We start from the raw sequence: 18,140 nt of genomic DNA, 5'->3' as shown, positions 1-18,140 counted from the left end.
GTTGAACAAGACGGGCAGGAGAGCAGGACGCGCAGGCAGGCGAGACGGGCCACCCCGGCCCTCCGAAGCCGGCAACGCGCGCAACAGCCTCGGATCGCGCCCGCCTTGCGGGGAGTGACACACTTTGGGAATAGCGATCGGAAAGCATCACCTGGCTGACCCGGTGATCCTGGCGCCCATGTCAGGGGTCACCGACCAGGTCTTCCGAAAGATCGTCAAGCGCTTCGGTGCCGGGCTGGTCGTTTCGGAGATGATCGCCAGTCAGGCGATGATCCGGCAGATGCAGCAGTCGGTGAAGGAATCGCGCAAGATGTCAGGCTCTTGCGCGGACGAATATCCGCTTTCCGTCCAGTTGGCCGGCAGCGACCCGGCGGTGATGGCCGAGGCAGCCAAACTCAACGCCGACCGCGGTGCGGCCGTGATCGATATCAACTTCGGCTGTCCGGCCAAGAAGGTCACGAACAAGGCTTGCGGCTCCGCCATCATGCAGGACGAACGCCTGGCCGGACAGATCATGGACGCGGTGGTGCGGGCGGTCGATCTGCCTGTTACCGTGAAGATGCGCACCGGCTGGAGCCGCGAGCACCGCAACGCCCCCAGCATCGCGCGGATCGCCGAGGACTGCGGCGTGCGCATGGTTACCGTCCATGGGCGCACCCGCTGCCAGAAGTACAACGGCGAGGCCGACTGGGACTTCGTGCAGGCCGTCAAAGACGCCGTCGGCCTGCCGGTGATCGTGAATGGCGACATAACCACGGTGGAAGAGGCCGCCGCGGCCCTGCGCCGTTCCGGGGCCGACGGTGTCATGATCGGGCGCGGCGCCTATGGCAGGCCCTGGCTGCTGCGGCAGGTGATGGACTTCCTGCGCTCCGGCATCCGCACGCCGGAGCCCGCGCTGGACCAACGCGTCGCGGTGATGCTCGAACACTACGAGGGGCTGCTCACGCTCTACGGCACGCGCAACGGCGTGCGGATTGCCCGCAAGCATCTGGGCTGGTACGCCAAGGGCCTGTCCGGCGCCGCCGAGTTCCGCGCGGCGGTCTATCGCGAAGAAGAGCCGGTCAGGGTGAAGGCGATGATCGCGGCTCTGTTCGAACCCGCGCGCGCGGCGCAGGCAGCCTGATGTCGCGGGCCGCAGGTGCATTCGCCAGGGGATCGAAGGCGGGAGGGGCCCCGGAAGCCGGCGCCGTGCTCTCCGCGCTTTCGGTGCCGCTTTTCGTGGTCGACGAAGACGGCTGCATCAGTTTCGTGAACCAGGCGGCGGAGCAGTTCTTCGCATCATCGCGCACGACGCTCATCGGGCGCCCGCTGCTGGACCTGCTGCCCGAGGACAGTCCCGTGGTTGCGCTGATCCATCAGGCCCGCGCCGGAGGGCACAGCATCTCCGAGAGCGGCGTTACGCTGACCAGCCCGAAGATCGGTTCGCATTTCGTATCCATCGACGCCGCGCTGATGGCCGACCTGCCGGGCAGCGTGGTCGTCTCGATCCATGAGCGCTCCATCGCACGCAAGATCGATCACCAACTGGTTCACCGCAACGCCGCGCGCTCCGTCACGGCGATGGCGGCCATGCTGGCGCATGAAGTCAAAAACCCGCTTTCCGGCATTCGCGGTGCGGCCCAGCTGCTGGAACTGAATGCCGCACCGGACGATCATCAACTGACCCGGCTGATCTGCGAGGAAGCCGACCGAATCGTTGCCCTTGTCGACCGCATGGAGATGTTCTCCGACCAACGCCCGCTGGCCCGCGAAGCGGTCAACATCCATGTTGTACTGGAGCACGTGCGCCGCCTCGCGGAAAGCGGCTTCGCCCGCAAGCTGCGCTTTGTCGAAAGCTACGACCCTTCGCTGCCGCCGGTCTACGGCAACCGCGACCTGCTGATCCAGGCGATCCTCAACCTGGTGAAGAACGCGGCAGAGGCCGCGCCGGCCGAGGGCGGCGAGATCCTTCTTTCGACGCGCTACCAGCAGGGCGTGCGCCTGGCCGTGCCGGGCAGCGGAAGCCGGGTCGACCTGCCGCTGACCCTGATGATCCAGGACAACGGGCCGGGCATCCCGGAAGATCTGCAATCCCATCTCTTTGATCCCTTCGTGACGACCAAGGCCGGCGGCAGCGGGCTGGGACTCGCGCTCGTGGCCAAGATCGTCGGCGACCATGGCGGCGTGATCGAGTTCGACAGCGAGCCGCGGCGAACAGTCTTTCGCGTCATGCTGCCCATGGCGCCGATGGATCATCGCGCGCAGAACGGACAGGCAGGAGTGCGCCAGGCATGAGCGCCGCAACGATTCTGATCGCCGACGATGACAAGGCTATCCGCACGGTCCTGACCCAGGCCCTGGGCCGGCAGGGCCATGTCGTGCGCACCACCGGCAATGCCTCGACGCTCTGGCAGTGGGTGAGTGCCGGCGAGGGCGACCTCGTCATCACCGATGTGGTGATGCCTGACGAAAACGGCCTCGACCTGATCCCGCGGATCAAGAAGCTGCGGCCGAATCTCCGCATCCTGGTGATGTCGGCACAGAACACCCTGCTGACCGCCGTCAAGGCGACGGAGCGTGGCGCCTTCGAGTATCTGCCGAAGCCTTTCGATCTGCGCGAGCTGGTGTCGGTGGTCAACCGCGCCCTGTCGGAGCCGGCCGGCGGGGAGGGTGTGGCCGCCGACGGTGAGGACGACGATGAGGACGAGCAGTTGCCGCTCATCGGCCGCTCTCAGGCGATGCAGGAAATCTATCGGGTTCTTGCGCGCCTCATGCCGACGGATCTGACCGTGATGATCTACGGCGAGTCGGGCACGGGCAAGGAACTGGCGGCCCGCGCGCTGCACGACTACGGCAAGCGCCGGCGCGGCACCTTTGTCGCTGTCAACATGGCGGCCATCCCGCGCGAGCTGATCGAAAGCGAACTCTTCGGCCATGAAAAAGGGGCTTTCACCGGCGCCACGACCCGGTCTTCCGGGCGCTTCGAGCAGGCCGCGGGGGGCACGCTGTTTCTCGATGAAATCGGCGACATGCCGCTGGAGGCCCAGACCCGCCTGCTGCGCGTGTTGCAGGAGGGCGAGTACACGACGGTCGGCGGGCGCACGCCGATCCGCGCCGACGTCCGTATCATCGCCGCGACCCACAGGGACCTGCGTCAGATGGTCCGCCAGGGACTGTTCCGCGAGGATCTGTTCTACCGCTTGAGCGTGGTTCCGATCCGCCTGCCGCCGCTGCGCGAACGCAGCGAAGACATTCCGGAACTGATCCGCCATTTCTTCAGCCAGGCGCAAAGCGAAGGACTTGCCGGCAAGACACTGGACGGGGACGCCATGGATGCTCTCCGCGCCTATCATTGGCCGGGCAACGTCCGCGAACTGGAGAACCTCGTCCGGCGTCTCACCGTTCTCTACAGTCAGGAAACCATCGGCGTCGACGTTATCGCCGGAGAGTTGAGTGAGGGCGGCAGCAGTGAACGCGAGGTCTCCGCACCGACGGAGTCGCTCGGCAGTGCGGTGGAACACCATCTGCGGTCTTACTTTGCGGCGCACGACGGGAACCTTCCGGCCCCCGGTCTTTACGACCGCGTTCTGCGCGAAATGGAGCGCCCCTTGATCGAGCTTTCGCTTTCCGCCACAAGGGGCAACCAGATCCGCGCAGCCAAGCTGCTGGGTCTGAACAGGAATACTTTGCGTAAGAAGATTCGGGACCTGGACATCCAGGTGGTTCGCGGCCTTAAATAGCCTGTGGCAAATATACAACAGACGGACAGAGCCCCTGGCCCGGTCGGCGAGGCGGCGAAGACGACCGGCGCCGGCGGCGGCGAGACCTGGAGCGCACGCCTGGTGCGCTGGGCGCGCCAGGTCAAGCTGGAGCGCAGTCTGGCGATCGTGCTTCTGGTCGCGGGCCTGACCAGCGGGATCGCGACCTTCGTGGCGATGACCGGCAACCTTTCCGTAGCCGCCAATGCCGACCACGTTCTGTTGCTGCTGCTGATCGACCTGGTGATCATTCTCGGCCTTGCGGCCCTGATCACCCGGCGTCTGGCAATCCTCTGGATCGAGCGGAAGAAGGGACGCGCGGGATCGCGCCTGCATGGGCGGCTGGTCGCTCTGTTTTCCGTTGTCGCAGTCGCACCGACGATCCTGGTGGCGGCCTTCTCGGTCATCATGTTCGACCTGGGTCTCGAGTTCTGGTTCAGCGAGCGCGTTTCGACCGCCATCAAAAACTCGCGCGCCGTTTCGGCGGCCTATCTGGACGAGCATCAGCAGACCATTGCCGCCGATGCGCTGGCGATCGCCCAGGTACTCAACAAGGGCGGCGTTGCCCTGGCCTATAATCCTAATCTCTTCAACAGCGTCATGACGCGCCAGGCGAGCCTGCGCTACCTCACCGAGGCGGCGGTCTATGACAGCTCCGGGCGCATGCTGGCCCGCTCGTCGAGCTTTCTTCTGGCCTTCAATCCCGAGATTCCCGAGTGGGCCTTCGAAAGGGCGCGCAGCGAGGGCATGGCGATCATGACCTCCGAGGACGAGGATCGGGTGCGCGCGCTGGTCCGCCTCGATCTGACGGCGGATGCCTTTCTTTACATCGGGCGCCTGGTGGATTCCCGTGTGCTGGGGCATGTGGAAAGTACGCGATGGGCCGTACAGCGCTATGAGGACCTCGAAGGCAACCGCTTCAGTCTTCAGATCACCTTTGCGCTTATATTCCTTGTGGTGGCCCTGCTGTTGCTGCTGGTCGCCGTGTGGATCGGCCTCGCTTTCGCCAACCAGATGACGGGGCCTATCGGCAACCTGATCGCGACGGCGGAGCGGGTTGGAAGAGGCGACCTTAAGGCGCGGGTCGCGGGCCCGGCGCGCCGCGACGAGATCGGCAATCTCAGCCGCGCCTTCAACAAGATGACCGGGCAGTTGGAACGCCAGCAGGATGCACTTCTGGAAGCCAATGCCCAGCTCGACTACCGCAGTCGTTTCATCGAGGCGGTGCTTGGCGGCGTTTCCGCCGGGGTGATCGGCCTCGACGATACCGGACGCATAAACCTGGCCAACCGCATGGCCTGCGACTTTCTGTCCTCTTCGCCCGAAGACCTGCGCGGACAATCCCTGACGGCCGTACTGCCGGCAATGGGGACGCTGCTTGAAAATGCAAGGGCGCGGCCGCAGAGACTGGCGCAGGAGCAGCTGACGATGCCTGACAGCAGCGGTTCCGAGCGCGTGCTGCTGGTGCGCATCTCCGCCGAGGTCGAAGGCGGAACGACCATGGGCTTTGTCGTGACCTTCGACGAGATCACCCAGCTCCTCGCGGCGCAGCGCAAGGCGGCGTGGTCGGATATCGCGCGGCGCATCGCCCATGAGATCAAGAATCCGCTGACGCCGATCCAGCTGGCTGCCGAGCGGCTCAAACGCAAGTACGTCGGTCAGATCGTCAACGACCCCGAAACCTTCAAGGTCTGCACGGACACCATCGTCCGCCATGTCGGCGACATCGGCCGCATGGTCGACGAGTTCTCGGCCTTCGCCCGAATGCCCGCACCGTCGATGCAGACCGAAGACATCACCAAACTGGTCGAGCAGGCCGTCTTCCTGCAGCGTACGGCGCATCACGAGATCGACTTCAGTCTCAGCCTGCCGGAAGACGCCGTGCGGCTTGCATGCGACAGCCGCCAAGTGGTTCAGGCCTTGACTAATCTGATCCTGAACGGCATCGAGTCCATCGAGGGTCGACAGGCCCGCGATGGTTCACAGGCGCCGCGCGGCGCGATCGAGCTGCGGGTGCGGGTAGAAGATGGGAACTGTGTTATCGAAGTGCTGGACAACGGCAAAGGCTTGCCGCATGAGCATCGAAGCCGCCTTACGGAACCCTATGTGACCACGCGGGAGAGGGGAACCGGTCTCGGTTTGGCTATCGTCAAGAAGATCATGGAAGACCATCATGGCAGTCTGGTGCTGAAAGACAGAAACGGTGGCGGCGCCGTCGTGAGCCTTACCTTCCCGTTGCTGGAGGAGGCTGCGGAAAAGGGCGCGACGTCACCAACCGACGAGGCCGCGGCGCTCGCCAAGAGAGTTGCCGGCCATGGCTGACGAGATTCTCATCGTCGATGATGAGATCGACATACGCTTGCTGATCCGCGGGATCCTCGAAGACGAAGGCTATGAGATCCGTGACGCGGGGGACAGCGACACAGCCTTCGACATGCTGCGCGACCGCCGTCCGAACCTTGTTATCCTCGACATCTGGTTGCAGAACTCCAAGCTCGACGGCATGGAGATGCTGCGTGTCATCAAGCGTGAACATCCCCTGGTGCCAGTGGTCATGATCTCCGGCCATGGCAACATCGAGACTGCGGTCAATGCGATCAAGCTGGGGGCCTACGACTTCATCGAAAAGCCGTTCAAGTCCGACCGCCTGATGCTCATCGTTCAGCGGGCGATAGAGGCGGCCAAGCTGCGCAGTGAAAACGAGGAGCTGCGCCTGCGCGCGGGCCAGCCTTCCGACCTGATCGGCTCTTCGCCCTGGTACCACAACGTGACGCAGGCCGTCCGCAAGGTCGCACCAACCGGCAGCCGCGTTCTCATCACCGGGCCCGCCGGAGCCGGGAAGGAGGTTGTCGCGCGACAACTCCACGCTCTGTCCCACCGCGCCAGCGCGCCCTTCGTCGCGCTGAACTGCGCCACCATGCACCCGGACCGCCTGGAGCCGGAACTTTTCGGTACCGCGCCCGGACTGGACGGCGGCGATTCACCCGGCAAGGTGGGAACCTTCGAAAGAGCCCATGGCGGTACGCTTCTGCTCGATGAGGTGGCCGACATGCCCATCGAGACCCAGGGCAAAATCGTGCGCGCACTGCAGGAACAGACCTTCCAGCGCGTCGGCGACGACCGGCGGGTGGCAGTCGACGTGCGGGTGATCGCCTCGACCAACCGCGATCTGCCGGGCCTCATCGAGGAGGGGCTTTTCCGCGAAGACCTCTTCTACCGCTTGAACGTCGTACCCATCGAGGTACCGGCCCTGCGCGACCGCCGCGAGGATATCCCCGACCTTGTCGCATACTTCATGGACCGCGCGGCCGAACACGCGGGCTTGCCGCCGCGCCGTCTGAGCGACGACGCCCTTGCCGCGCTGCGGGCCTATGACTGGCCCGGCAACGTGCGGCAGCTGCGCAACGTGATCGAGTGGGTCCTGATCATGGCGCCCGGCGGCGGCGACGACGCGGTGCGGCCCGATATGCTGCCGCCAGAGATCGGCGCGGTGGCGCCGGCCTCTCTGCCCGGGGAGACGGGGGAAGAGATCATGTCGCTGCCCCTGCGCGAGGCGCGGGAAGTCTTCGAGCGGAAATATCTCGAGGCCCAGGTCATGCGCTTTGGCGGCAACATCTCCCGCACGGCGACCTTTGTCGGCATGGAGCGTTCCGCCCTGCACCGCAAGCTGCGCTCGCTCGGCGTCGGCTCGGCCGACAGGGCCTGAACGGGGGAGCGGGGGCGGTTCATCCATGAAGGTTATCATCTGCGGCGCCGGTCAGGTCGGCTTCAACATCGCCCGCTACCTGGCCACCGAGAACGCGGACATTACGGTGATCGACCAGTCGCGCGAGCTGATCGAAAAAATCACCGACTCGCTCGACGTGAAGGGCCTGGTGGGCTTTGCCTCGCACCCCAATGTGCTCGAAAGCGCCGGTGCCTCGGATGCGGAGATGGTGATCGCCGTCACCTATGCCGACGAGGTGAACATGGTGGCCTGCCAGATCTGCCATTCGATCTTCGAGGTGCCGACGAAAATCGCCCGGGTGCGCGAGCAAAGCTATCTGGACCCTATGTGGTCTGATCTTTTCAGCCGCGACCACATGCCGATCGATGTCATCATCTCGCCGGAGATCGAGGTGGCCAAGGCGATCGAACGGCGCCTGCAGTTGCCCGGCGCCTTTGATGTCCAGCCCCTGGCGGACGGCAAGGTCTCCCTGGTCGGGCTGCACTGCACCGAGGATACGCCGGTCATCAACACGCCGCTGCGCCAGTTGACGGCCCTGTTTCCGGACCTCCACATCGTCGTGATCGGCATTTCGCGCGATGGCCACGGCTTTGTGCCGACCCCGGACGACGACATGCAGGTCGGCGACGACGTCTATCTGGTGGCCGATACCGGCCATCTAGACCGCACCATGGCCGCCTTCGGTCATGAGGAGCAGGAGGCGCGGCGCGTCATCATCGTCGGTGGGGGCAACATCGGCCTCAACCTCGCCACGGCGGTGGAAAAGAATCATCCGCAGGTGAACCTGAAGGTGATCGAGGTGGAGAAGCGGCGCGCCGAAATGGTGGCCCAGTCTCTGGAGCGAACGGTGGTGATCCACGGGGATGCGCTCGATACCGAGATCCTGGAAGAGGCCAACGCCGCCATTGCCGAGACGGTGATCGCCGTGTCCAACGACGACGAGGTGAACATCCTGACCTCGCTGCTGGCCAAGCGCTATGGCTGCGGCCGGGCGGTGACCCTGATCAACAAGACCTCCTACGGCCCCTTGATCGGCACCCTGGGGATCGACACGGTCGTCAGTCCGCGGGCCATCACCGTGTCCACCATTCTGCAGCACGTGCGGCGTGGCCGCATCCGCTCCGTCCACTCGCTCAGCGAAGGCTTCGGCGAGGTCATCGAGGCGGAAGCCCTGGAGACCTCCAGCCTTGTCGGCGTCCCGATCCGCGAGGCACGCCTGCCGGAGGGAGTGATCGTCGGCGCCATCGTGCGCGGCAAGGAGGTCATCATTCCGCGCGGCGACACCATCACCCGCGCCAACGACCTGGTGGTGATCTTCGCGCGTTCGGAAGCGGTGAAGAAGGTCGAGAAGCTCTTTGCGGTGAAACTCGAGTTCTTCTAGTCTCGCCGCCGTGCCGCCCGCGGCCCGGCCCGTCATGAACCAGAGCAGGAAAGATCCGGTCGATGCCCCGACAAGCCTATGTGAACGGTTCCTACAAACCGCATCGCGAAGCCGCTGTGCATATCGAGGATCGCGGCTACCTCTTCGCCGACGGGGTCTACGAGGTCGTGCCGGTTCACAACGGTATTCTCGTCGATGAAGACCTGCATCTTGACCGGCTGGACCGCTCCCTTTCGGAACTGCAGATCGAGGCGCCCATGTCCCGCCCGGCCCTGAAGCTGGTGTCCCGGGAGCTGATGCGCCGCAACGGCCTGAACAACGGCTTTCTCTACATGCAGGTGACGAGAGGCGTTGCGCCGCGGGATCACAAGTTCCCACACGACACGAAGCCGGCTCTCGTGATGATGACCCGCCAGATGAAACCGCACAGCGAGAAGGTCCTGTCGGAAGGGCTGAAGGTGATCACGCTGCCGGATCAGCGCTGGGCGCGGTGCGACATCAAGTCCGTCTCGCTGCTGCCCAACGTGCTGGGCAAACAGGCCGCGGCCGAGGCGGGCGCTTACGAGGCCTGGCAGGTCGATGGCGACGGCCAGGTGACGGAAGGGACCTCCACCAACGCCTGGATCGTCACCGAAGGAAACCGGGTGATCACGCGCAACGCCAGCAACGCCATCCTCAACGGCATCACGCGCATTACCCTCTTGAATCTCATCAGGACGGAGGGGTACGAGTTGGAGGAGCGGTCGTTCTCCGTCGAAGAGGCGAGGGCCGCGCGCGAGGCCTTCCTGACGTCCAGCACCTCCTTTGTGCTGCCGGTCACCCAGATCGACGGTCAGCCGGTGGGCAACGGCCATCCCGGCATCCTCACGACAAAGCTGCGCCAGCATTACATGGACTATATGCAGTCCCTGCGGCAGAGCGCCTAGCGCGCAGTTCCAGTGGCTGCCCAAGCATCACCCTATCGACTGCTTTCCGTCATGAAACCGGGGGTCGGTCACCTGGCTCAGCGCCTCGTTTACAGCGATGAGGAGCTCTTGATCTCGCTGTCCAACTCGCTGCGTCTGCGGGAGCGAGAGATCGCGGAGCGGGCCACCCTGAAGGGCCGCCTTATGAAACTCTTTGTCGGGGCAGACGACGGCAAGACAATCCGGATCGACGGCATGCGCCTGAAACAGTTGCTTGAGCTCGCTGGAGGGACAGCCCCCGATGATCTGGCGCTTGCGGGCCTCTACGAGGTCAATCTCGAGTACTTTCGGGTCCTGCTGGGCAGAGTCCTGCCGTCGGACGGTCCCACCCGCCCCGTAAGCGTGGTGCGGCGATGACCCTGCCGGCGCCTGCGGCGATCCTCTTCGACTGGGACAACACCCTGGTGGACAGCTGGGGGGTGATTCACCACGCTCTCTCGGTCACCTTACAGGCGATGGGGCAGCGGCCCTGGACCCTGGAGGAGGCGCGCAGGAACGTCCGCAAGTCGGCGCGCGACAGCTTTCCGGAGCTCTTCGGCGCGCGGGCGGAGGAGGCGATGGAGATCTTCTACCGGACTTTCGAGCAGACCCATCTGGAGAAGCTCAACCCCTTTCCCGGCGCCGAGGCCATGCTCGAGGGACTGGCCGCCCGAGGCAGGCTCCCAATGGCGGTCATCAGCAACAAAAAAGGGGTACTGTTGCGCCGGGAGACCGAGGCGCTGGGCTGGGACCGCCACTTCATCGCCGTGGTGGGCGCCACCGACGCGCCGCGGGACAAGCCGGCGCCGGAGGTGGTGGAACTGGCGCTGTCCGGCAGCGGCGTCGCCGCCGGCCCAACGGTGTGGTTTGTCGGCGATACGGACATCGACCTGCTCTGCGCCCGGAACAGCGGCTGCAGCGCAGTCCTGCTGCGGGACCAGCCGCCCGCGCCGGGGGAATTCGCAGACGTGGAGCCCCATGCCCATGTGCGGGACTGCCCCGGTCTCGCCGCGCTGGTCGCCCGGGCCGCCGCGCCAGGCGGTTGATTTCCCCGAGAAGGCGCACACCTATGCTGTGAGCATGAATTTCCATTTGGTCGGCGGCGTGGTATTGAAGGTTTCAAGATCACACCGAGCGCAGCCGCGCCGGATACAAAAATCCGATGATCGACAGCGTTTTATTTGGGTGCCTGAAGGCCGATCAAGAAAAGTAAGTCGCGACTAAGAAAAACAATAAAGGTTCGAAAAAATGGCCGCTGAAAAAAACCAAAGTGTGCAAGACGTATTCCTCAATCATATTCGTAAGAACAAGGTGCCGGTGACTGTGTTCCTTGTGAACGGGGTCAAGCTCCAGGGGATTGTTACCTGGTTCGACAACTTCTCTGTTCTCCTCCGCCGTGACGCGCATTCGCAGTTGGTGTACAAGCACGCGATCTCAACTGTCATGCCGGCGACTCCGGTTCAGCTCTTCGAGCCGGCGAAGGAAGAAGAAACGGCTCAGGGCTAGGGACGATCCTTCTCTTATCGATCAGGGTTCCCATCCGGGACACGCGGCCGCGGTTGTGTCATCGGCGCGCGCCGGTAAGCCCTGACGTAACCACCGGCCTACAAAGAAAGGGCGGCGCAGCGCGCCACCGCATGCCATGACAGACAGAGCACTGGTCCTGCATCCGGATCTGCTCCAGCCGGGCCTGCAGCCAAGTCTGCGGGCCCCCGAGGCGCGCCTGCAGGAGGCGGCCGGCCTGGCCGAAGCGATCGGCCTGGTGGTCGAGCACGCCGAGGTGGCGCCGGTCAAGCAGGTCCGTCCGGCCACACTGATCGGCGGCGGTCTCGTGGAGCGGCTGGCAGAGGCCATTGCCGACAGCCACATCGATGTGGTGATCGTCGACAGTGCCTTGACCCCGGTGCAGCAGCGCAATCTCGAGCGGGCCTGGCAGTGCAAGGTGATCGACCGGACCGGTCTCATTCTGGAGATCTTCGGCGCCCGCGCGCGCACCAAGGAAGGCAAGCTGCAGGTCGAGCTGGCTGCGCTCAGCTACCAGCGCTCCCGCCTCGTGCGCTCCTGGACGCACCTGGAACGTCAGCGCGGCGGTGTCGGCTTCATGGGCGGCCCCGGCGAAAGCCAGCTGGAAATCGACCGACGGCTGATCACCGAGCGGATCACCCGCCTGAAAAAGGAGCTGAAGCAGGTCCAGCGCACCCGGGGCCTGCACCGCGGCGCCCGTCAGCGCGTGCCGTACCCCGTCGTCGCCTTCGTCGGTTACACGAACGCGGGCAAGTCCACCCTGTTCAACCGCCTGACCGAAGCCAAGGTCCTGGCCCGCGACCAGCTCTTCGCCACGCTGGACCCGACCATGCGGCGGGTCGTGCTGCCGTCCGGTCAGACGGTCATCCTGTCGGACACGGTGGGATTCATCTCGGACCTCCCGACCGATCTGATCGCCGCCTTCCGGGCGACCCTGGAGGAGGTGCTGGAGGCGGATCTGATCCTGCATGTGCGCGACATCGCCCATCCCGACAGCCGCGCCCAGGAAGCCGATGTCAGAGCGGTGCTGGGGGACCTGGGCGTCACGGAGAACGCCACCCACCTGCTGGAGGTTCTGAACAAAGCGGACCTTCTCGGACCGCAGGACCGCGCCCGGCTCGCCCTGAGGGACGCTGGACTGCCTCAGGCGGTCCTCTGTTCCGCCCTGACCGGCGAGGGCTGCGATCAGGTTCTGGCAATGATCGATCAGGCGCTTTCGGCCCGGCGGGTGGAGCGCAGCCTCCGCCTGCCGCTGAGCCAGGGCGCCGCGCTTTCCTGGCTGTACGAGCACGCCGAGGTGCTGGAACGCCGGGATGATGGGCTGATGACCCGTCTGACTGTGAAGATCGGCCAGCCTGATTTAGACCGTTACCTGAAGCTCTTCCCGGAACTGGCTGAAAAAGAAGCGGAAGCAGCGGAGGGGTCGAGCGGCCACAGCGCCATCACCGGAAATCAACTGCACAGCGGTTGACTCTTTCCGGGCAGCCTTCTATATGCTGCCTAGCACTCACGGATTGTGAGTGCTAACAACGGTATCTCGGGGTGCCGCCTGGCGGGGCCAACCGAGGGCGTTTGCGATCCAATCCAACTCATACAGGGTGGAATTCAATGAAATTTAGGCCTCTGCATGACCGTGTCGTGGTCGAGCCGCTGGAGGAAGAGGAAAAGACCGCCGGTGGCATCATCATTCCGGACACGGCCAAGGAAAAGCCGATGCAGGGCAAGATCCTTGCGGTCGGCTCCGGCGCGCGGAGCGACGACGGCAAGGTTACGGCTCTCGACGTCAAGAAGGGCGACAAGGTCCTTTATGGCAAGTGGTCGGGCACGGAAGTGAAGCTGGACGGCAAGACCATGCTGATCATGCGTGAATCCGACATCATGGGCGTTATGCAATAAGGAAGAAATCCAGACATGGCTGCGAAAGACGTTAAGTTTGGCGCTGATGCCCGCACGCGTATGCTGCGGGGCGTCGACATTCTGGCCGACTCCGTGAAAGTCACCCTCGGTCCCAAGGGCCGTAACGTGGTGATCGACAAGTCCTTCGGTGCCCCGCGCACCACCAAGGACGGTGTCACGGTGGCCAAGGAGATCGAGCTCTCCGACAAGTTCGAGAACATGGGCGCCCAGATGGTGCGCGAAGTTGCCTCCAAGACCAACGACATTGCCGGCGATGGCACCACCACGGCGACCGTGTTGGCCCAGGCCATCGTGCGCGAAGGTTCCAAGGCGGTTGCCGCCGGCATGAACCCGATGGACCTGAAGCGCGGCGTCGATCAGGCCGTTGAGGCCGTCGTTGCCGAACTGCAGAAGAAGTCCAAGAAGATCTCCACCACCGCCGAGGTTGCCCAGGTCGGCACCATTTCGGCCAACGGTGAGGGCGAGATCGGCTCCATGATCGCCGAGGCGATGGAGCGGGTCGGCAAGGAAGGCGTGATCACCGTCGAAGAGGCGAAGTCCCTGGAGACCGAGCTCGACGTGGTCGAGGGCATGCAGTTCGACCGCGGCTACCTCTCGCCGTACTTCATCACCAACGCCGACAAGATGGTCTGCGAGATGGAGAGCCCCTTCATCCTGCTGCACGAGAAGAAGCTCTCGGGTCTGCAGCCGATGCTGCCGCTGCTCGAGTCCGTCGTGCAGGCCGGACGGCCGCTGCTGATCATCGCCGAGGACGTGGAGGGCGAAGCCCTGGCGACCCTGGTGGTGAACAAGTTGCGTGGCGGCCTCAAGGTCGCCGCCGTGAAGGCGCCCGGCTTCGGCGATCGCCGCAAGGCCATGCTGGAGGACATCGCCATCCTGACGGGCGGCCAGGTGATCTCCGAGGATCTCGGCATCAAGCTGGAGAACACCACCCTCGACATGCTCGGCACCGCCAAGCGCGTGGTCATCACCAAGGAAGAGACCACCATCGTCGACGGCGCCGGCAAGAAGAAGGAAATCACGGGCCGCTGCGCGCAGATCCGCGCCCAGGCCGAGGAAACCACCTCGGACTACGACCGTGAGAAGCTTCAGGAGCGTCTGGCCAAGCTCGCGGGCGGCGTTGCCGTTCTGCGTGTCGGCGGCGCCACCGAGGTCGAGGTGAAGGAGCGTAAGGATCGTGTCGAAGATGCGATGAACGCCACCCGCGCCGCGGTCGAGGAAGGCATCGTCATCGGTGGCGGTACGGCCCTGCTGAACGCCGCCAAGGTGCTGAACAAGCTGGAAGGCGACAACGACGACCAGCGTGTCGGCATCGAGATCGTGGCCCGCGCCCTGCAGGCGCCGATCCGCCAGATCGCCGAGAACGCCGGTCACGAAGGCTCCATCGTCGTCGGCAAGGTGACCGAGGCGAAGGACGCCGCGCTCGGCTTCGATGCCCAGAACGGCAAGTACGTCAACATGTTCAAGTCCGGTATCATCGACCCGACCAAGGTCGTGCGGACCGCACTGCAGGACGCCGCTTCGATCGCCGGTCTCCTGATCACGACCGAAGCCATGGTCGCTGATGCGCCCGAAAAGAAGGATGCGGCGGTTCCCGCTGCGCCTGACATGGGTGGCATGGGCGGCATGGGTGGCATGGGCTTCTAGTCAGCCCGGGCCGACCAAGCCTTCAGAGGGGGCCGCGGTCATCGCCGCGGCCCCTTTCTTCTGTGTTGGATTACGGTGAGCGACAGTCAAGGGCCCGTCCGTTGGGGCCCGGTTCAGAGGGGTCCCTTGCTCGATATTGAGAAGGTCGCGGACGTCATCAGCGAGATTGCCGAGCAGGAAGCCCTGCCGCGCTTCCGCAATCTCAAGGACGAGGACGTTCAGGAGAAGGTGGCCGGCGAACTGGTGACGGCTGCCGACATCGCCGTTGAAAAGGCCCTGAGCGCGCGCCTTCTGGACCTGCTGCCGGGTTCCCTGGTTGTCGGCGAAGAGGGTGTGCACGCCGATCCTTCTCTGATGCGACACCTCGACGGCGAACAGACACTGTGGATCATCGATCCGATCGACGGTACCCGGAACTTCGCCCACGGCCGGGAGGCCTTTGCCATCATGGTCGCCCTCGTCTCGGGCAGGGAGAGCCGGGCTGCCTGGATCCTCGAACCCGCGAGCGGGCGCTTCGGTGTGGCGGAAGCCGGGTCGGGGGCCTGGATGGCCGGACGGCGCCTTCAGGCTGCGCTGCCGGATCGCCCGGAAGCGATGAGCGGCAGCCTCCATGCCTCCAGCTATGCCCCCAGGCGACTGGGGCGGCGCGTCGAGAAGGGTCGGGCCAAGGTCGCAGCCATCAGGTCGCTCGGTTGTGCCGGCGCGGAATACCTGCGGCTGGCGGAAGGGCGGACGCACTTCTCCCTCTTCACGCGGCTGATGCCCTGGGACCACGTGCCCGGGACGCTGCTGCATCGCGAAGCCGGCGGATTTTCCCGTTGCTTCGACCGTCAGCCCTACCGCGCCGACCGCTACCGTGAGCTGGGGCTGATGATGGCGCCGGACGAAGCAAGCTGGGAGGCACTCTACGGAGTCCTGCTTGCCGAGGATTAGCGGACCGGCAAGGCCGACACGCGATCTGCCCGGCATCTCACCGGCAGATGGACACAGCCCGCGAACCGCCGGTTCGTCGGCAGCATGCGGTGACACAGATCAAGGCATCCGGTGGCTGAAATCGGCTGAATTCAGACGCCGATGCGACCACTTCCTGGCATCAGGGACAGGCTGAATCTGGCTCTGGCGCCCGGCGACGGTACGGGCGTAGGTTTCGGCGAAAGAGGGGCCCCGCATCCACGCCGTCTCGCGCTGACCCAGGCGCAGGAGCACGTCAGCTCTGCCCAGCGCTGGCAGAAGGGCTGGGACCCAAACGACAAAGCTTTGGCAGAGGGAAAGCAGGCAATGCTGGTGGGTGTGCCCAAGGAAGTGAAGAACCACGAGTACCGGGTCGGGCTGGTCCCGGCGTCTGTGCGTGAGCTTATCCATCATGGCCACAAGGTCGTGGTCGAAACCACCGCCGGCGAGGGCATCGGCTTCGGCGACGACGACTACCGGCAGGCCGGCGCCGAGATCCTGGGCGACGCCGAGGCGGTCTTCGCCCAGGCCGAGATGATCGTCAAGGTGAAGGAGCCGCAGCCGGCCGAGTATGCTCGGTTGCGCGAGGGGCAGGTCCTGTTCACGTACCTGCACCTGGCCCCCGATCTGCCGCAAACCAAGGGCCTGATGGACTCCGGCTGCATCGCCGTCGCCTACGAGACCGTGACCAACGCGCGCGGCGGCCTGCCGCTGCTGGCGCCGATGAGCGAGGTCGCCGGCCGCATGTCGGTCCAGGTCGGCGCCCACTGCCTGGAGAAAGAGCAGGGCGGCTCCGGCATGCTCCTCGGTGGTGTGCCGGGGGTAGCCGCCGCCAAGGTGGTCATCATCGGCGGCGGCGTCTCGGGCACCAATGCGGCGCGGATGGCCATGGGCATGGAGGCCCATGTCACCGTTATCGACCTTTCCCTGGAGCGTCTCTACCAACTGGACCTGCAGTTCGGCCCCATGCTGAACACGATCTACTCAACGGTCGATGCCATTGAGCGACACGTCGTCGGCGCCGACCTGGTGATCGGGGCGGTCCTGGTGCCCGGCGCCGCGGCGCCCAAACTGGTCACGCGGGACATGATCCGCCAGATGCGTCCGGGCTCGGTGTTGGTGGACATCGCCATCGACCAGGGCGGCTGCTTCGAGACTTCGCGCGGAACGACTCACGCCGATCCGACTTATGTGGAGGAGGGCGCCGTTCACTACTGCGTCACCAATATGCCCGGCGCCGTGGCCCGCACCTCCACCTTCGCCCTCAACAACGCCACCCTGCCGTTCACGCTGGCCCTGGCGAACAAGGGGCACCGGCGCGCCCTTGCCGAAGACCCGCATCTGAAAGAGGGGCTGAACGTGGCCGGCGGTAAGGTGACCTACAAAGCCGTCGCCGAGGCCCACAACCTCGACTACACGCCGGCCGAAGAGGCGCTCGGTCTCTAGAACGAAAGCCGAAGCATTTTGACTTTCAGATATTCGGGCTAAGTCAGGATGACCGGCTGACCCCTGGTTACGACGAGGCTGTGCTCGAACTGGGCGGCGGGGGCGCCGTCTACGGTCTTCAGCGTCCAGCCGTCCTCCGCCTGATAGATGCGGCCGCTGCCTTTGGTCAGAAACGGCTCGATGGTGATGACAAGGCCCTCGTGGAGCGTCTGCCGGTTGCTGGGGTCGTAGACGTTGGAGACGGTGGGGGCTTCGTGGATGGAGCGGCCGACACCGTGACCGGCGAGTTCCGGGATCACCCGGTAGCCCGCCCGCCGCGCCTCCTTGCCGACCGCCCGTGCAATGACATTGAGCGGCCGCCCGGCGCGCACGCTTTCGATGGCGCGCTGCAGGGCCCGGCGGGTGGTACGGCAGAGCTTGCGGATCTCAGGGCTCGCCGGCCCTATGGCGAAACTGGCGCCGGAATCGGCCCAATAGCCATCGATCTCTGCCGATACATCGATGTTGACCAGATCGCCGGTTTTGAGCGGGCGATCATCGGGAACGCCGTGGGCAATGGCTTCGTTGACGCTGATGCAGGTTGCACCGGGGAACCCGTACGCGAGCTCCGGCGCAGGCCGCGCGCCGAAATCCCGCAGCTTCGAGCGGCCGATCTCGTCCAGGTCTCGCGGGGTGATGCCGGGCCGGGCCAGAGCGCGCATGAGCGCCAGGGTTTCCCGCACCGCCTGTCCTACGCGCTTCAGAGCTGCGAGTTGGTCGTCGGAATCAACAGTCATGGAAAGCTCCTCTCCCGGGGCCGGTGCGGCGCCTCTGCCGACACTGCCCCAGTTCCTCCAGCTTGTCACGATCCCGGCCCTGTGCCAGCC

The 18,140-nt window shown here is 65.1% G+C and carries 16 protein-coding genes; 15 read left to right on the top strand and 1 reads right to left on the bottom strand.

The annotated features are described in order from the left end of the window. The first annotated feature begins 124 nt into the window (after positions 1 to 124). From dusB to ald, 15 genes are all read left to right on the top strand, one after another. Positions 125 to 1,123, top strand: a complete 999-nt coding sequence (gene dusB, locus ACO06P_RS01600) for a tRNA dihydrouridine synthase DusB (protein WP_420348267.1) — start codon at positions 125 to 127, stop codon at positions 1,121 to 1,123. After that, on the top strand, positions 1,123 to 2,274 hold the full coding sequence (locus ACO06P_RS01595; protein WP_420348266.1) for a two-component system sensor histidine kinase NtrB: 1,152 nt from the start codon (positions 1,123 to 1,125) through the stop codon (positions 2,272 to 2,274). The genes dusB and ACO06P_RS01595 overlap by 1 nt, the downstream gene beginning before the upstream one ends. Beyond that, positions 2,271 to 3,719, top strand: a complete 1,449-nt coding sequence (gene ntrC / locus ACO06P_RS01590; RefSeq protein ID WP_420348265.1) for a nitrogen regulation protein NR(I) — start codon at positions 2,271 to 2,273, stop codon at positions 3,717 to 3,719. Before ACO06P_RS01595 ends, ntrC begins: the two co-directional genes overlap by 4 nt. A 3-nt stretch (positions 3,720 to 3,722) precedes the next feature. Continuing rightward, positions 3,723 to 6,059, top strand: coding sequence for an ATP-binding protein (locus tag ACO06P_RS01585; protein ID WP_420348264.1), 2,337 nt, complete (start codon positions 3,723 to 3,725; stop codon positions 6,057 to 6,059). Then, positions 6,052 to 7,443: a sigma-54-dependent transcriptional regulator gene (locus tag ACO06P_RS01580; RefSeq protein WP_420348263.1), complete on the top strand. Its 1,392-nt coding sequence runs from the start codon at positions 6,052 to 6,054 to the stop codon at positions 7,441 to 7,443. The genes ACO06P_RS01585 and ACO06P_RS01580 overlap by 8 nt, the downstream gene beginning before the upstream one ends. A 25-nt stretch (positions 7,444 to 7,468) precedes the next feature. Further along, on the top strand, positions 7,469 to 8,845 hold the full coding sequence (trkA, locus tag ACO06P_RS01575; protein ID WP_420348262.1) for a Trk system potassium transporter TrkA: 1,377 nt from the start codon (positions 7,469 to 7,471) through the stop codon (positions 8,843 to 8,845). 62 nt (positions 8,846 to 8,907) lie between these two features. Continuing rightward, the gene (locus ACO06P_RS01570; protein WP_420348261.1) at positions 8,908 to 9,771 is read left to right on the top strand and encodes a D-amino-acid transaminase; all 864 of its coding nucleotides are present in this window, start codon (positions 8,908 to 8,910) and stop codon (positions 9,769 to 9,771) included. 12 nt (positions 9,772 to 9,783) lie between these two features. After that, positions 9,784 to 10,167 carry a hypothetical protein gene (locus ACO06P_RS01565; RefSeq protein ID WP_420348260.1) on the top strand — a complete coding sequence of 128 codons (384 nt, stop codon included), beginning with the start codon at positions 9,784 to 9,786 and terminating at the stop codon, positions 10,165 to 10,167. Continuing rightward, positions 10,164 to 10,835, top strand: a complete 672-nt coding sequence (locus tag ACO06P_RS01560; protein WP_420348259.1) for an HAD family hydrolase — start codon at positions 10,164 to 10,166, stop codon at positions 10,833 to 10,835. Before ACO06P_RS01565 ends, ACO06P_RS01560 begins: the two co-directional genes overlap by 4 nt. A 202-nt stretch (positions 10,836 to 11,037) precedes the next feature. After that, positions 11,038 to 11,295, top strand: coding sequence for an RNA chaperone Hfq (gene hfq, locus ACO06P_RS01555; protein ID WP_420348258.1), 258 nt, complete (start codon positions 11,038 to 11,040; stop codon positions 11,293 to 11,295). Positions 11,296 to 11,431: 136 nt separating this feature from the next. After that, positions 11,432 to 12,784 (top strand): GTPase HflX, encoded by a 1,353-nt coding sequence (gene hflX, locus ACO06P_RS01550; RefSeq protein ID WP_420348257.1) that lies wholly within the window; start codon positions 11,432 to 11,434, stop codon positions 12,782 to 12,784. A 137-nt stretch (positions 12,785 to 12,921) separates the two neighbouring features. After that, positions 12,922 to 13,209: a co-chaperone GroES gene (groES, locus tag ACO06P_RS01545; protein ID WP_299394708.1), complete on the top strand. Its 288-nt coding sequence runs from the start codon at positions 12,922 to 12,924 to the stop codon at positions 13,207 to 13,209. A 15-nt stretch (positions 13,210 to 13,224) separates the two neighbouring features. After that, entirely contained in the window at positions 13,225 to 14,877 is a 1,653-nt protein-coding gene (groL, locus tag ACO06P_RS01540; RefSeq protein ID WP_420348256.1) for a chaperonin GroEL, read from the top strand. 126 nt (positions 14,878 to 15,003) lie between these two features. Next, the gene (locus ACO06P_RS01535; protein ID WP_420348255.1) at positions 15,004 to 15,810 is read left to right on the top strand and encodes an inositol monophosphatase family protein; all 807 of its coding nucleotides are present in this window, start codon (positions 15,004 to 15,006) and stop codon (positions 15,808 to 15,810) included. Between the two features lie 345 nt (positions 15,811 to 16,155). Continuing rightward, positions 16,156 to 17,274: an alanine dehydrogenase gene (gene ald / locus ACO06P_RS01530; RefSeq protein ID WP_420349685.1), complete on the top strand. Its 1,119-nt coding sequence runs from the start codon at positions 16,156 to 16,158 to the stop codon at positions 17,272 to 17,274. A 38-nt stretch (positions 17,275 to 17,312) separates the two neighbouring features. Here ald and map read toward each other — a convergent pair whose 3' ends face one another. Continuing rightward, the gene (gene map / locus ACO06P_RS01525; RefSeq protein ID WP_420348254.1) at positions 17,313 to 18,050 is read right to left on the bottom strand and encodes a type I methionyl aminopeptidase; all 738 of its coding nucleotides are present in this window, start codon (positions 18,048 to 18,050) and stop codon (positions 17,313 to 17,315) included. Between the last annotated feature and the right edge of the window lie 90 nt (positions 18,051 to 18,140).

The organism is Pelagibius sp. (genome assembly GCF_965227505.1).
In the GTDB taxonomy this organism is placed as follows: Bacteria; Pseudomonadota; Alphaproteobacteria; order Kiloniellales; family Kiloniellaceae; genus Pelagibius.
This window is presented reverse-complemented; position numbering and strand designations above follow the sequence as displayed.